The organism is Paraburkholderia sp. BCC1884, from assembly GCF_900996225.1.
Lineage (GTDB): Bacteria > Pseudomonadota > Gammaproteobacteria > Burkholderiales > Burkholderiaceae > Paraburkholderia.
On record NZ_CAAJGL010000101.1, the window covers coordinates 411,375 to 425,794 of the forward strand.

Sequence of the window (14,420 nt, forward strand, 5' to 3'; positions counted from 1 at the left end):
GAATGACTGCTGTGTCACGAGCGCGGAGAGCGCGAGGGCACGGATTCCAGATGAGCCACTATCGTGGCTGTGCGGGGGACCCGCTTATGAGCTGGCGGTGTGAGCCCGCTTTCTTTGCTTACTTTCTTTGCGGCGGCAAAGAAAGTGAGTGCCGCCCCGCACAGGGGCAACACCAATAGACCACCATGACTTCAAGGAAAGGCCAACCCACAAAGCCAGCCAGCCCCCCCTCAAAAAAACCACTCTCTCAATCCCGCGCCGAAGAAGCCGCCCCATGACTCAACCAGTCAAGCACAGCGCTAGCATCATCATCAGCGCCTTGCCGCGCCTTAGCGACCGTCTCGGCCACATCAGCACTCGGCACAGCCCGCCGAATCGCCACCCCGACAGCGAGAATATCAATCATCACCAAATGCAGAATCCGCGAAATCATCGACAACTGCGACTCGCGAATTTCGATGTGATCGGTCTCCAGCGCCACGGTAGCGCGCTTGGCCAACGGCGTATTACTCGACGTAATCGCGATCACCTTGGCACCCGCCTGCATCGCCACGTCCAGCACCCGCAACAACTCCGGCGCACGCCCTGACTTCGACACCGCGACGATCACGTCGCCCTTGCCAAGCAACGCCGCCGACGCCGCCTGCATATACAGATCGCCATACGCAATGGTAGGAATGCCGAAGCGGAAGAACTTGTAATGCGCATCCTGCGCGACGATGTTCGAATTGCCCAGTCCATAAAACTCGATACGTCGCGCGCCGTTCAACAGATCGATCGCCCGCTCGACATGCTCGAAGTTCAGATGCTCGCGCAACTGCAAAATCGCCGACACGGTGTTGTCCAGCACCTTCGCACCGAAGTCCGTCGCGGTATCGCCCAGATGCACCTGGCTATGACTCACCGGAATCGTGCCGGTCAACCCCGTCGCCAGCTTCAGCTTGAAATCCGACAAGCCCTGGCAGCCGAGCGAACGGCAGAAACGGATCACCGTCGGCTGGCTCACATCGGCTTTGCGCGCGATATCGACGATCGGATCGTTGATGATCGAACGCGGATGATTCAACGCGAGATCGGCCACGCGGCGCTCGGCCGGCGTCAGCGCATCGCGCATCTGGCGAATCCGCTCGAACACCGCCGACGAACTGCCGCCCGCGCGATTCGACAACTGCTCGGACAGAATCGCCGAGACGCCGAGAAACGCCGGATATTCAGCGGTAATCACATACGTCGGCACGTTTTGCAGATACGCTTCGAAGCGACCCTTCGCCTCGAAGCGCTTGCGAAACGACGAGCGCGCAAAGACTTCGCCCAGTCGCGGCACCACGCCACCGCCGATATAGATGCCGCCCAACGCGCCCAGCGTCACCGCGATATTGCCCGCGAAGGTGCCGAGAATGCCGCAGAACACATCGATTGCTTCGGCCGCCAGCGGCTCGCCTTCGAGGCCGCGCTTGACGATCTCGATCGTGTCGACATTCGCCGCGATGCGCTTCTTGTCACGGCCCGCCAACGCGCGATAAATCACTTCGAGGCCGGGGCCCGCTGCCACGCGTTCGAACGACACGTGCGACCACTTCTTGCGTGCGTATTGCAGCACGATGTCTTCGCGTTCGTCGGCCGGCGCGAAGGTGGCATGGCCGCCTTCGCTGCCGAGCGCGATCCAGCGGTCGTCGGCGGGAATCAGGCCGGATACGCCCATGCCGGTGCCCGGACCCAACAGGCCGATCACGCTGTTCGGACGGCGCGTGCCACCGCCCACCTGCACGCGCTGCGTGTCGGTCAGGCCCGGCAGCGCCATCGCCAGCGCGGTAAAGTCGTTCACCACCAGCAGCGTGTCGAAGCCGAGCGCGCGGCGCGTGGCTTCGATCGAAAAGCTCCAGTCGTGATTCGTCATGCTGACCTGGTCGCCGTCGACCGGGTTCGCAATCGCGATCGCCGCGTGATTCACGCGGCCGATCCTGGTGTCCTTCAAATACTTCTTGATGACTTCAGCCACGCCCGGATAGTCCGCGCAGGGGTACACCATCACCGAGCCGATTTCGCCCGGCGAGGTTTCCAGCGCGAAGCGCGCATTGGTGCCACCAATGTCGGCTAGCAGCCTCGGTCCATCGGCGTGCTGGCCCGCGCCCGGAACAGCCTTAGTTTGCACACCAGTAGACATCGAGTCTCACTCCCTTGTCGTTTGCCAACTGCGAGATGGCATTTTTTTGTAGCGCAGCAGACGCGGCGTTCAGCACGTCCATCTTGCGCGGTCCTGCGATCAGCAAAAACAGATGCTTCACTTCTTTCAACGCGGACATCGACCAGCTCACGCGCGCATGCGGCGCGCTGCCGGGATGCACGGCAACGAAACGCTCGGTCGTGGTGATCGCGTGATCCCATTCGGGCGAATCCGCAAAGATCGACGCCGTGTGACCGTCTTCGCCCATGCCGAGAATCGCGACGTCCGGCACCACGGCAAAGCGCGGGTCGGCGTTCAGCGCGGCAACGTGCGCGTTCAGTTCCTGCGTGGAATCGACCAGCGGCCAGAACGCGGCGTTCTGCGCGGCGTTCTGCAACAGTGTGGCGTGTACCAGCTGCGAGTTGCTCGCGCTGTCCGTCTCCGGTACCCAGCGGTCGTCGACGAGGGTCACGGCAATGCGCGACCAGTCGAAGGATTGCGTGGACAACGTCTGCAGGAACGGACGCGGACTGCTGCCGCCGGACACCGCAAGCATTGCCGGGCGCGCGCCAGTAGGCGCGGCCGCCTGAGCGGCAAGCGACGCTTGTAACGCGTCGCCAACCGCTTTCGCCAACGCGTCGGATTGGGCGCGTTGATCGTCGAAAGCGTGAAGCTGGATCACTTCTCCTCCGTGCTGCTTTTTTGTTGGAGCTGCGGAATCGGCCTTGCTGCTCTCACGCGATGCCTGCAGGCCAGGATGCCCTGCAGGCGCCTTCGTGATACCGGCGCCATTCCGTTCAGTTCGTCGGTGGGTCTTACCGGCGCCGCGCCGTGTTCGGTGGAATACGGCGCGGCGCCTTCAATCAATTCTCTTCTTCGAGCCAGCAGGTGCCGTGCTGCGCAAGCATCGCACTCGACGCCGCCGGTCCCCATGTGCCCGATGCGTACGGCTTGGGCGGCTTGTTCGACGCCTTCCATTCGTTCAGGATCGGTTCGACCCAGCGCCATGCCGCTTCCTGCTCATCGCGGCGCACGAATAGCGCGAGGCGGCCGTTGATCACGTCGAGCAGGAGGCGCTGATACGCTTCCATTTGCCCTTCACGGAAGAACTGGTCGAACGCGAGGTCGAGGTGGACGCTGGCGAGGTTCATGCCTTCGCCGGGTTGCTTCGCGAGACAGTAGAGGCGGATGGTTTCGTTCGGCTGCAGGCGGATCACGAGGCGGTTCGCGCCGGCACGCAGCGCCGAGGCGCCCAGCGCCGAATGCGGCACTGCACGAAAATTCACGACGATTTCCGCGACCCGGTCGGCCAGACGCTTGCCGGTGCGCAGGAAAAACGGCACGCCGGCCCAACGCCAGTTTTCGATCTCGACCTTCAGAGCCACGAAGGTTTCGGTCGCGCTGTCCGGCTTCACACCGGGTTCGGTCGCGTAAGCCGGCACTGCAGTGCCGCGAATCACGCCGGAATGATACTGGCCGCGCACGGCGACCTTGCCGATATCGCGCGGGTCGATGGGCTTCAATGCGCGCAGTACGCGCAGCTTTTCGTCGCGCACCGAGTCCGAGTCCATCGAGTGGGGCGGCTCCATCGCGACGATCGAAAGCAACTGCAGCAAATGGTTCTGCACCATGTCGCGCAAGGCGCCGGTGTTGTCGTAGAAGTCGCCGCGCGCTTCCACGCCGAGCTCTTCGGCAATCGTAATCTGGATGCTTTCCACCCACTCGCGACGCCACAGCGGTTCGAACAGCGCATTGCCGAAGCGCAGCGCCAGCAGGTTCTGGACGGGTTCTTTGCCGAGGTAGTGGTCGATCCGGTAGATCTGTTCTTCGGTGAAGATCTCGCCAACCGCGTCGTTGATCGCATTCGACGACTTCAGATCGTAGCCGAGCGGCTTCTCGAGCACGATGCGGGCGTTTTCGTTCAGTCCCACCGAGGCCAGCGCGCGGCAGATCGGCACGAACAGCGACGGCCCGGTGGCCAGGTAGAACACGCGGATACCAGGGAGATCCTTGAGCACGTCGCGCAATTGCACGAAGTCTTCGGCCTGGCTCAGGTCGATGTTGATGAACTCGATACGCTCCAGAAAGCTGGCCCACGCCGCTTCATCCACACCGTTCTTCGACACATGCGGTTTGACGAATTCGTTCACCCACTGGATGTACTCGCCGCGATTATTCGCGTGGCGCGCCACCGCGACGATCTTGCCGCTGTCTGCCAGCATGCCGCCTGCACGGTGCGCTTCAAACAGTGCCGGCAGGATCTTGCGCATCGACAGATCGCCGGTTCCGCCGAAGAGAACGAAGGTGAAACTTGAATCGGTTTGCATGAGTCTCCGTCGATGTCCTGGGGCCGCCGAAGTGAGCGAAAGAGCGACCGTAGTCCGATAAAATATTTTTTGACACTGAATTGTAGTTTAACTACAATCCAAATCAAGAGGTAGCGCTAATTCGATGAAAAAAGCGTGCGCAGCGAGGCAAGATGCGCGTTTTCCCGAATCGGCAAGCGTCCCCTGCATGTTAACGGACATTGCCTGCCGGCACGTGCCAGCATGCTCCGGCGGTCCTGACGGAAAGCCGGGAAGCTGAACGTTCCGCAAGGTGATTGCCCGAATTGACGTGCAAGGTACCTCGAGTCTGCCGCGCTCAACGCGGGCAGGCAAAAATCAAAAGAGGAGACAGTCAGTTGCATCCCGAACCACTCATCTCTTGAGCTTCCAGCGGCCGGACATCGGTCCGCCGGCACATGCCTCGCGCATGCGCCCGACCGTGCTCGATCGCCCAGTGTTTTGCCTGTTTGAACCAACCACAGCACCCTGGCGACATCAGGGGCCATTTGTTTTTTGTTCAGGTGTCTGGAGGAGATAAGCAATGAAATTTCGCGCGATCATGGGCGCTTTGTGCGCCGCGGGTCTGATGTGTGGCGTCTCGGCTGTGCAAGCCGCCGAGTCGATCGAAGTGTTGCACTGGTGGACTTCGGGCGGCGAATCGAAAGCCGTTGGCGTCCTCAAGGACGACATGACGAAGCAGGGTTACACGTGGAAGGACTTCGCGGTTGCAGGTGGCGCAGGTGCGGCTGCCATGACGGCACTCAAGACGCAGGTGATCTCGGGCAACGCCCCGAGCGCAGCGCAGATCAAGGGTCCGCTGATCCAGGACTGGGCGTCGCAAGGCGTGCTGGTGCCGATCGATTCGGCCGCAGGCGACTGGAAGAAGAATCTGCCGCCGGAAATCGACAAGATCATGCACGCAGACGGTCACTATGTGGCTGCGCCGTTCTCGGTGCACCGCGTGAACTGGCTGTACATCAACAAGGCAGCGCTGGACAAGGCAGGCGGCAAGGCACCGACCACGTGGCCTGAGTTCTTCGCGGTAGCCGACAAGATGAAGGCAGCCGGCATCCAGCCGATCGCGATGGGCGGTCAGCCGTGGCAAGACCTGACGCTGTGGGAAGACGTCGTGCTGTCGCAAGGCTCGGGCTTCTACAAGAAGGCGCTGGTCGACCTCGACGAGAAGACCCTGACGTCGGATCAGATGGTCCAGGTGTTCGACACGGTCCGCAAGATCCAGGGTTACTTCGACGCGGGCCGCACGGGCCGTGACTGGAACCTGGCAACGGCGATGGTCATCAACGGCAAGGCCGGTATGCAGTTCATGGGCGACTGGGCGAAGGGCGAATTTGCCAACGCCGGCAAGAAGTCGGGCACGGACTACATCTGCGCCGCGGTGCCGGGCACGGAAAAGTCGTACACGTTCAACGTCGACTCGTTCGTGTTCTTCCAGCAGAAGGGTGCGAAGACGGCAACGCCGGGTCAACTCGCGCTGGCGAAGACGATCATGTCGCCGGACTTCCAGGAACAGTTCAGCCTGAACAAGGGTTCGATCCCGGTTCGTCTGGGCGTGTCGATGGCCAAGTTCGACGACTGCGCGAAGAAGTCGTACGCGGATGAACAAGTGGCGATCAAGTCGGGCGGCTATGTGCCGTCGCTGGCTCACGGCATGGCGCAACCGGATGCAGCAGCCGGCGCGATCTCGGACGTGGTCACGAAGTTCATGAACTCGCAGGAAGATTCGAAGACCGCAGTTGCCGCGCTCGCAAAGGCAGCAAAGACCAAGTAAGTGAAGTAAGCGAAGTGGCGCGCCCGGTGCTCCTTTTCACCGGATGCCGGGCGCGTCCTTCACGTCGCTGATTGCATTGCGAGCAAGCGGCTTCACCCTGGTTTCACAAAGTCACACCTATGCCGTTACGGTCTCGCATGTTTCGCGTGCGAGCACCCCGGCGGTACAGTTTCAGCAGGAGTCGAGTAGTGACTGCTTCTATCAGCGGAAACGGGAAAACGGCTAGCGCCGCCCGCCGCACGTCGCCCATGGCGGCCCTTGCCGATCGCTGGATTCCGAAGCTGGTGCTCGCACCCAGCGTCGTGATCAGCCTGATCTTCGTGTATGGCTTCATCGCAATTACCGGCTATCTGTCGCTGTCCGATTCGCGACTGATGCCTCGTTATGATTTCGTCGGTCTCGACCGTTATCGCGAACTGTTCGATAACGACGTGTTCTGGACGTCGGCGGCCAATCTCGGCTGGTTCGGCATCCCGTTCATCGGCATCTGTATCGGCCTCGGCCTGTTTCTCGCGATCCTGCTCGATCAGCAGATCCGCAATGAAGGCGCGCTGCGTGCCGTGTTCCTGTACCCGATGGCGCTGTCGTTCATCGTGACGGGTACGGCGTGGCAATGGATCATGACGCCGAGCGTCGGCCTCGAAAAGGTGTTCCACGACTGGGGCTGGACGAGCTTCTCGTTCGGCTGGCTGGGCGACCCGGACAAGGCGATTTTCTGTGTCGTGATCGCGGCCGTCTGGCAATCCACCGGCTTCGTGATGGCGCTGTTTCTCGCGGGCCTGCGCGGTGTCGACGCTGAAATCTTCAAGGCCGCACAGATGGACGGCGCGGCCCTGCCCACCATCTACCGCAAGATCGTGATTCCGAGCATGCGTCCGGTGTTCTTCTCCGTGCTGCTGATTCTCTGCCACATCACGATCAAGACTTTCGACCTGGTGGTCGCATTGACGGCCGGCGGTCCGGGCACGTCGTCGTCGCTGCCGGCTATTTTCATGTACACGTTTTCGTTCAATCGCGGGCAACTGGGCGTCGGCGCGGCTTCGTCGATGATGATGCTCGCCACTGTCGTCGCCGTGCTCGTGCCGCTGATGTATCTGGAATCGAGGAGCACCCGCAATGCAGCCTAAGATGACGATCAGCCGTGCCGTCATTTATGCGGCCTTGATTCTGTTCGCCCTGTACTTCCTGTTTCCGCTGTACGTGATGCTGTCCACGTCGTTCAAGGATATCGACCAGCTGCGCACCGGCAACCTGCTCACGCCGCCGACGCACTGGACCATCGATCCGTGGATCAAGGCATGGAGCGGCGCCTGTACGGGTGTGCGTTGCGACGGCATGCAGCCGTTCTTCATGAACTCCGTGCGCATGGTGATTCCGGCCGTGCTGATCTCGTCGATCATCGGCGCGTTCAACGGTTATGTGCTCACGCACTGGCGCTTCCGCGGCGCGGACCCGATCTTCACGCTGCTGCTGGTCGGCTGTTTCATTCCGTTCCAGGCGATCCTGCTGCCGATGGCGCGTTTCGAAGGCATGCTGGGCCTGTCGAACACCACTTCGGGTCTGGTGCTGGTGCACGTGATCTACGGTATCGCTTTCACCACGATGTTCTTCCGCAACTTCTACGTGAGCATTCCGGCTGAGCTCGTGAAGGCCGCGCGTATCGACGGCGCGGGTTTCTTCACGATCTTCACGAAGATTCTGCTGCCGGTGTCGTTGCCGATTTTCATGGTGTGCCTGATCTGGCAATTCACGCAGATCTGGAATGACTTCCTGTTCGGGATTGTGTTCTCCGGTGTCGATTCGATGCCGATCACGGTGGCGCTGAACAACCTCGTGAACACCTCGACCGGCGTGAAGGAATACAACGTGGACATGGCCGGCGCGATCATCGCCGCACTGCCGACCTTGCTGGTGTACATCGTGGCCGGACGCTATTTCGTGCGCGGCCTGACGGCAGGCGCAGTGAAGGGCTGATCGTGCCCTGGGCCGATCACGGGCCAAACTATCCGAGCGCGGCGGCGCGGCTTTGAGCCAGCGCCGCCGTCACCCGAAAGACGTTTTCAAGCAGTACCAGAGACAAGAGGATTCACAGCATGGCAAGCCTTTCCATCCGTGACGTGTACAAGACTTACCCGAACGGGGTGCCGGTTCTGAAGGGTGTCAATATCGACATCGAAGACGGCCAGTTCCTGATTCTGGTCGGCGGCTCGGGCTGCGGTAAGTCGACGCTGCTCAACATGATCGCCGGCCTCGAGACCGTCACCAAGGGCGAGATCCAGATCGACGGCAAGACGGTGAACAACCTGTCGCCGAAAGATCGCGACATCGCGATGGTGTTCCAGTCGTACGCGCTGTATCCGTCCATGACGGTGCGCGAGAACATCTCGTTCGGCCTGAACATCCGCAAGGTGCCGAAGCAGGAGCAGGCGCAGATCGTCGACCGGGTGTCGAACACGCTGCAGATCACGCACCTGCTGGACCGCAAGCCGGGTCAACTGTCCGGCGGCCAGCGTCAACGCGTGGCGATGGGCCGTGCTCTGGCGCGCGATCCGGTGATGTTCCTGTTCGACGAGCCGCTCTCGAACCTCGACGCCAAGCTGCGCATCGAGATGCGTTCGGAAATCAAGCTGCTGCATCAACGCCTCGGCACGACGATCGTCTACGTGACGCACGATCAGATCGAAGCGATGACGCTCGGCGACCGTATCGCGGTGATGAAGGACGGCATCGTGCAACAGTTCGGCGCTCCGCAGGAAATCTACGACTCGCCGGCCAACCTGTTCGTGGCGGGCTTCATCGGCGCGCCGCCGATGAACTTCATCCAGGGCAAGCTGGTGGAGCAGGGTTCGGGCATCGGCCTCGAACTCGATACGGGTGTTACGCGTCAGGTGCTGAACCTGCCGTTCGAATCGACGAAGGTGAAGTCGCACGTCGGCCGCGAAGTGATCCTCGGCTTGCGTCCGGAGCGCATTACCGACGCGCGCGGCGCGCACGGCGACAACTCGAAGCTGCAATCGATCGACGTGAAGGTCGACGTGATCGAGCCGACCGGTCCGGACACGCTGGTGTTCGCGCAGGTCAACGGCAAGCGCGTCGTGAGCCGCGTGCACCCGGCTTCGAACCCGCAGCCGCTGACCAACACCACGCTGCTGTTCGATACGTCGAAGGCCGTGCTGTTCGATCCGACCAACGAAGAGCGGATTGCCTGATGTCTGAAAGCCGACCGCCTGAAGGTCGGCTCGATGCGAAAAAGCCCCACGCGTGATGCAACGCGTGGGGCTTTTTTCTTGCGGTGTGCCGGTCTGACGCCTGAGCGCTTACGCCTGCGGAAGGCGCAGATCCGGATTGTTGCGCGACAACTCCGTCACCCATTCGATGAACGCACGCAGGCGCGAGCTTAGATTGCGGCGATGCGCGTAGAGCACCGACAACGGCGTGCCTGGGCTGGTGTAGTTGGTGAGAATTTCCGTCAGTGCGCCCTGTGCGATCAGATCGGCCACCATGAAGCGCGACGGCTGGATGATGCCGTGCCCGAGCGCGGCCGCGCCGATGTAGACCGAACCATCGTTCACCGCCAGCACGCTCTTGAGCGACACCTTGGTGATCTCGCCACCCACCTGGTATTCGAACGGGAACGTGCGGCCGGTGCGCGCCGACACATAGTTGACCGCGCGATGCTCGGCCAGATCTTCGAGCGTGGTCGGCGTGCCGTATTTCTCCAGATACTTGGGCGACGCGCACGTGACGATGCGCGCGTGACCAATGCGGCGCGCGACGAGGCTCGACTCTTCCGGCGTGCCCATGCGGATCACGCAGTCCACGCCGTCCTGGATCAGATCGATGTTGCGGTCCGCGAGGCCCAGACGAACGTCGATCTCGGGGTACAGGCTGTAAAAATCGTCGAGCGCGGGCACCAGCAGCGCGCGCGCAAGCGTGCCCGAGGTATCGACGCGGATCGTGCCGGCCGGGTTCTCGCGCTTGTTCGACAGCGACGACTCGGCGTCGGCGACTTCGGCGAGGATGGTGACGCAGCGTTCGTAGAACGCCGCGCCGTCTTCGGTGACGCTGACCTGGCGCGTCGAACGATTCAGCAAACGCACGCCGACGTGTTCCTCGAGCGCCTGGATGGTACGGCTGACTTTGGCGCGGGGCAGGTCGAGCGATTCGGATACTTTGGTGAAGCTATTCGCTTCGACCACACGCGTAAATATCTCCATCGCTTCGAAACGGTCCATGTTTTGCCTTATGTATGAGTGATGGGCGGAAGTGAGTGTGATATGGAGTGTATAGGTTGACGATATTGTTGTCCTATTGAGCGCCGCGCCCAGCCTCGCGTTGCCTTGCTTCGCCGTAACGCGTTCAGTCCCGATCGAGCGCGCCGGGCGGGAAGTAGTGCCGATAGGGCCGCGCCTCCTCGACCGCGCGCGCGAACGATGGCCGGGCCAGCAGACGCTTGCGGTATGCGAGCACCTGGGCGAATTCAGGCGCGATGCGGTGCGTCCAGTCGGCGTAGAAAAGGAACGGCGCCGCGCCACAATCGGCGAGGCTGAAGCGCTCGCCCGCGGCCCACTCGCGCCCGCGCATCTGCTTGTCCAGCCACGCGTACGCGAGGCAACAACGGCACCGGCCCCGGGTGACGCAACCCGAGATACTCGATGATGATGCTCGCCTCCATCACGGTGCGTTCGCCATCCACTGCGGGTCGTCGTGCGAGAGCAGCCGCAACTCGAACGGCGTGCCGTTCTCGTAAAACGCGGTCAGGACCTTCTGGCAATACGACGAGAAGGGATGGGCGTAGAGCTTCAGGGTCATGTGGTCACCTTGAGCGATGGTGGGCGCACCGTGGCGCGAAGACGACGGCCGCGAGTGGCCGTTTACCCCACGACGATCGGCGGCACGGAAAATCGACAGCCCGCTGTAAGGGGCGATCCAGCGGCGTCCGACTGATCGGTCGGGTTAAAAAGCCCGCCAGTAGGCGTATTCCCTCATTTCATACGACAAAACGTCACAAAACTATGAAGAAAGATGGTGTAACATTTGAAAACTTTGTAATACAAGCCGACGTGACCGGATGAAGGGCCAGCGAGAAGGCCTACGGGCGTCGAGTAATAAAGAACGAAAAAACCAGACGCACGGAGCCCAACCATGTCAACGATCACGTCTTCGGTCAATACCGCAACGGCCAACGCGCAAAGCCAGGTTCAGCAGGCCGCGCAATCGATCATCAGCGGTTCGACCAACAACTCGATGGACGTCGGCAGCCTCGTGTCGGCGCTGGTGAATGCGAAGACGGCGGGGCAGGCGGCAACCTTGCAGGCGCGCCAGACGAGCGACAGCACCAGCTTGTCCGCCTACGGCGCGCTGAGCTCCGCGCTGACGGCCTTGCAGGCCGCCATCAAGAATCTGTCGGACGGCACCACGTTGTCCACCTTCGCGGCCAGCGCGAGCGGCAAGGGGCTGGATCCGAAAGCCGGGGTTGGGGCAGTGCCGGGCAGCTATTCGATCGAGGTCACGCAGATCGCCGCATCGCAAGCCCTGTCGTCGGCGGGCTTCGACGCTAAAGCACAATTGGGCACCGGCAAGCTGACCATCGCGGTCGGCGGCAAGTCGATGGACATCGATGTCGACGACACCAACAACACGCTGAGCGGCATCGCCGCGGCGATCAACAAGGCCAGCAACAACCCCGGCGTGACGGCAACGATCGTCAACGGCACGGGCGGCGCTCACCTCGTGCTGCGCGCAACCAACGCCGGCTCGGCCAACACGATCGACATCACCACCCGCGACGTGAAGAACGATGCGGGCCTCGCCAGTCTCGGCGTGAAGTCGACACCCGGCGCGGACGGCGCGGCCTCCACGATTACGTCGTCGGATAGCGCCAATGCATGGCATCAAAGCGAAGCGGCGCAGGACGCGCTGATCAGCATCGGGGGTATCGAGGCGCGTAGCGCCACCAATGCCGTGTCCGATGCCATTTCCGGCGTGACGTTGAACCTGTCGAAAGAGTCGATCGGCACCACGCAAACGGTGACGATCGCCGCCGACACCTCGGCGCAGAATACGGCAATCACCAATTTTGCCAATCTGTACAACACCGTCGTCACGACCATCGGCAAGCTGTCCTCGTACGACAAGACGTCGAAGGCCAGCGGCGTGCTGATCGGCGACTCGACGCTGATGACGATCAAGAACACGCTGGCGTCGATCATCGGCGGCGGCGTTGGCAAGGGTTCGACGGTGGTGACGCTGGCGCATATCGGCATCACGCTGAAGGGCGATCCGGCAGACGGCACGCTGGTGGTCGACAACGACACGCTGAGCAAGGCGCTCAACAACAGCCCGGCTCAGGTCGCCACGCTGTTCAATTCGACCGACGGCATGGGCGCCCGGCTCAGCAAGAGCATCACGGACTTCGTGAAGACCGGCGGTATCATCGACACGCGCAACGTCGCGCTGAACGCCGATCTGAAGAGCGTGACTGCGCAGCAGGGCAAGCTGTCCGACTACGCCTCGCAGTTGACAAAGCAGTATCAGGCTCAGTTCACGGCCCTGAACACCTTGATGGCGTCGATGAGCAACAACTCGGCATACCTGACAGCGCTGTTCGGCGGCTCGAAAAGCGCGGGCGCGTTGGCCACCAACAAGTAAGTTCGAACGGAAGCGCCGTGCCCGGGCGCGGCGCTTTCAATGCGGCAGGCGCATGTTGAATTTGAAGGTGGCGAGCCGCGTCAGAAGAATGAAGGCGGTGGCGATCAGCACGCTGTATATCGTGTCGACCTTTGCATAGTCGAGCAGCACGTACAGCCAGCAGCCGACGAATGCGCAGGTCGCATAGGGCCGCGAATCGCGCAGGATCAGCGGCATCTCGTTGCACAGGACGTCGCGGATCACGCCGCCGAACACCCCTGTCAATACGCCCATCAGCACCGACGTGAACCACGGCATCTGCGCATCGTGCGCGATCGACGTGCCCGCGATACTGAACAGCCCCAGGCCGATCGCATCGGCCACCAGCAACACTCGCTCGGAGATCAGGCGCGAGGTCATCTTCAGGATTCTCGGGGCGAAAATGGACATCACGAAGATCGCGATCAGATAGCCCTGGTGTTCGACCCAGTAGAAGGGCCGCCGCTCCAGCATCACGTCACGCAAAGTGCCGCCGCCGAAGGCCGTGGCGATCGCCACGAGAAACGTGCCGACCGCGTCGAGCCGGCGGGTGCGGGCCTCGATGAAGCCGGAAATCGCGTACGCGAAAATGGCCAGCGCCTCCATGATGGTCAGCGCCAGCGTCAGCCTCGGATGGATCACCTTGCCGCCTCAGGATCTGGCGTGAGCGTGAGCGTGCGCGGGCGCTGTGCCCGGCTGCAACAGCACGACCACCGCACCGGCACCGCCATCGTGCGGACGCGCCTGGCAGAACGCGATCACTTCGGACTTCTGCACGAGCCAGGCGCGTACCTTGCCCTTCAGCACCGGTTCCTTGCCGATCGAACCCAGACCCTTGCCGTGAATCACGCGCAGGCAGCGCAAGCCGCGCTTCACCGATTCGCGGATGAATTCCGCCAGCGCTTCGCGCGCTTCCTCGCGTCGCATGCCGTGCAGGTCGATTTGCGCCTGCACGATCCAGTCGCCGCGCCGCAGTTTGCGCACGACTTCCTGGCTGATGCCGGGCCGGCAGTAAGAGAGCGTCTCGTCGGTTTCGAGCAGCACCTCCGGATCGAATTCGTCCGAGATGGCTTCGTGCAGGACGGCTTCTTCGTCGAGTCGGGTTTGCACCGGCAGCGGCGGCGGGGGATTGCGCGGCAGCGTGGCGCGCGGCGGCACCGCGAGCGGCGCGACCGCGCCGATCTCGCGGCGAAACAGATCGGCGTCCACCGAGGCTTCGCGCTGGGCCGCTGCGGCCGCCGCGCGCTCGCGTTCACGCCGTTGCGTATCGCCCTTCAAGGCGTCGCGCAACGCGCCGAGTCCGGCCAGACCCGCTGCAGCGTCGAGCTTCGGCCGGGCGGCGGGCGCGGCCGGTTCCGGCGCGGGTTTGGCAACGGCTCGCGCGCGTTTCGGTTCGCTCGGATGGGGCTGATTCTTCGGCATATCGGTAATACACGCAGAAAAGGAGGTCGGTCGCGCGGAATGGTTTCCT

General features: G+C 62.4%; 11 protein-coding genes and 1 pseudogene. 5 read left to right on the plus strand and 7 right to left on the minus strand.

The window, feature by feature from the left end:
• Positions 1-247 precede the first annotated feature (247 nt).
• The 3 genes from FQ705_RS24250 to zwf form a co-directional block, all read right to left on the minus strand.
• Positions 248-2,164: a bifunctional transcriptional regulator/glucokinase gene (locus tag FQ705_RS24250; RefSeq protein ID WP_144145066.1), complete on the minus strand. Its 1,917-nt coding sequence runs from the start codon at positions 2,162-2,164 to the stop codon at positions 248-250.
• The gene (pgl, locus tag FQ705_RS24255) at positions 2,142-2,846 is read right to left on the minus strand and encodes a 6-phosphogluconolactonase (protein ID WP_144145068.1); all 705 of its coding nucleotides are present in this window, start codon (positions 2,844-2,846) and stop codon (positions 2,142-2,144) included. Before pgl ends, FQ705_RS24250 begins: the two co-directional genes overlap by 23 nt.
• Before the next feature lie 181 nt (positions 2,847-3,027).
• Positions 3,028-4,491, minus strand: coding sequence for a glucose-6-phosphate dehydrogenase (gene zwf, locus FQ705_RS24260; RefSeq protein ID WP_144145070.1), 1,464 nt, complete (start codon positions 4,489-4,491; stop codon positions 3,028-3,030).
• A gap of 541 nt (positions 4,492-5,032) precedes the next feature.
• On the opposite strand from zwf, the gene FQ705_RS24265 reads away from it, so the two are divergent.
• The 4 genes from FQ705_RS24265 to FQ705_RS24280 all read left to right on the plus strand — a co-directional run bounded on the left by FQ705_RS24265 (position 5,033) and on the right by FQ705_RS24280 (position 9,489).
• Complete coding sequence (locus FQ705_RS24265; protein ID WP_144145072.1) at positions 5,033-6,280, plus strand: ABC transporter substrate-binding protein; 1,248 nt, start codon at positions 5,033-5,035, stop codon at positions 6,278-6,280.
• Positions 6,281-6,468: 188 nt separating this feature from the next.
• The gene (locus FQ705_RS24270) at positions 6,469-7,407 is read left to right on the plus strand and encodes a carbohydrate ABC transporter permease (protein ID WP_144145074.1); all 939 of its coding nucleotides are present in this window, start codon (positions 6,469-6,471) and stop codon (positions 7,405-7,407) included.
• The gene (locus FQ705_RS24275; RefSeq protein ID WP_144145076.1) at positions 7,397-8,254 is read left to right on the plus strand and encodes a carbohydrate ABC transporter permease; all 858 of its coding nucleotides are present in this window, start codon (positions 7,397-7,399) and stop codon (positions 8,252-8,254) included. Before FQ705_RS24270 ends, FQ705_RS24275 begins: the two co-directional genes overlap by 11 nt.
• A 119-nt stretch (positions 8,255-8,373) precedes the next feature.
• Positions 8,374-9,489 carry an ABC transporter ATP-binding protein gene (locus tag FQ705_RS24280; RefSeq protein WP_144145078.1) on the plus strand — a complete coding sequence of 372 codons (1,116 nt, stop codon included), beginning with the start codon at positions 8,374-8,376 and terminating at the stop codon, positions 9,487-9,489.
• 108 nt (positions 9,490-9,597) lie between these two features.
• On the opposite strand, the gene FQ705_RS24285 is transcribed toward FQ705_RS24280, so the two are convergent.
• Positions 9,598-10,515: a LysR family transcriptional regulator gene (locus FQ705_RS24285; protein WP_144145080.1), complete on the minus strand. Its 918-nt coding sequence runs from the start codon at positions 10,513-10,515 to the stop codon at positions 9,598-9,600.
• 124 nt (positions 10,516-10,639) lie between these two features.
• A pseudogene (locus FQ705_RS24290) lies at positions 10,640-11,092 on the minus strand (glutathione S-transferase family protein).
• Between the two features lie 333 nt (positions 11,093-11,425).
• Here FQ705_RS24290 and fliD point away from each other — a divergent pair.
• Positions 11,426-12,931, plus strand: coding sequence for a flagellar filament capping protein FliD (gene fliD / locus FQ705_RS24295; RefSeq protein ID WP_144145082.1), 1,506 nt, complete (start codon positions 11,426-11,428; stop codon positions 12,929-12,931).
• Between the two features lie 36 nt (positions 12,932-12,967).
• Here fliD and FQ705_RS24300 read toward each other — a convergent pair whose 3' ends face one another.
• Positions 12,968-13,588: a trimeric intracellular cation channel family protein gene (locus FQ705_RS24300; RefSeq protein WP_186307991.1), complete on the minus strand. Its 621-nt coding sequence runs from the start codon at positions 13,586-13,588 to the stop codon at positions 12,968-12,970.
• Positions 13,589-13,600: 12 nt separating this feature from the next.
• Positions 13,601-14,371 (minus strand): Smr/MutS family protein, encoded by a 771-nt coding sequence (locus tag FQ705_RS24305; RefSeq protein WP_144145086.1) that lies wholly within the window; start codon positions 14,369-14,371, stop codon positions 13,601-13,603.
• Positions 14,372-14,420 lie beyond the last annotated feature (49 nt).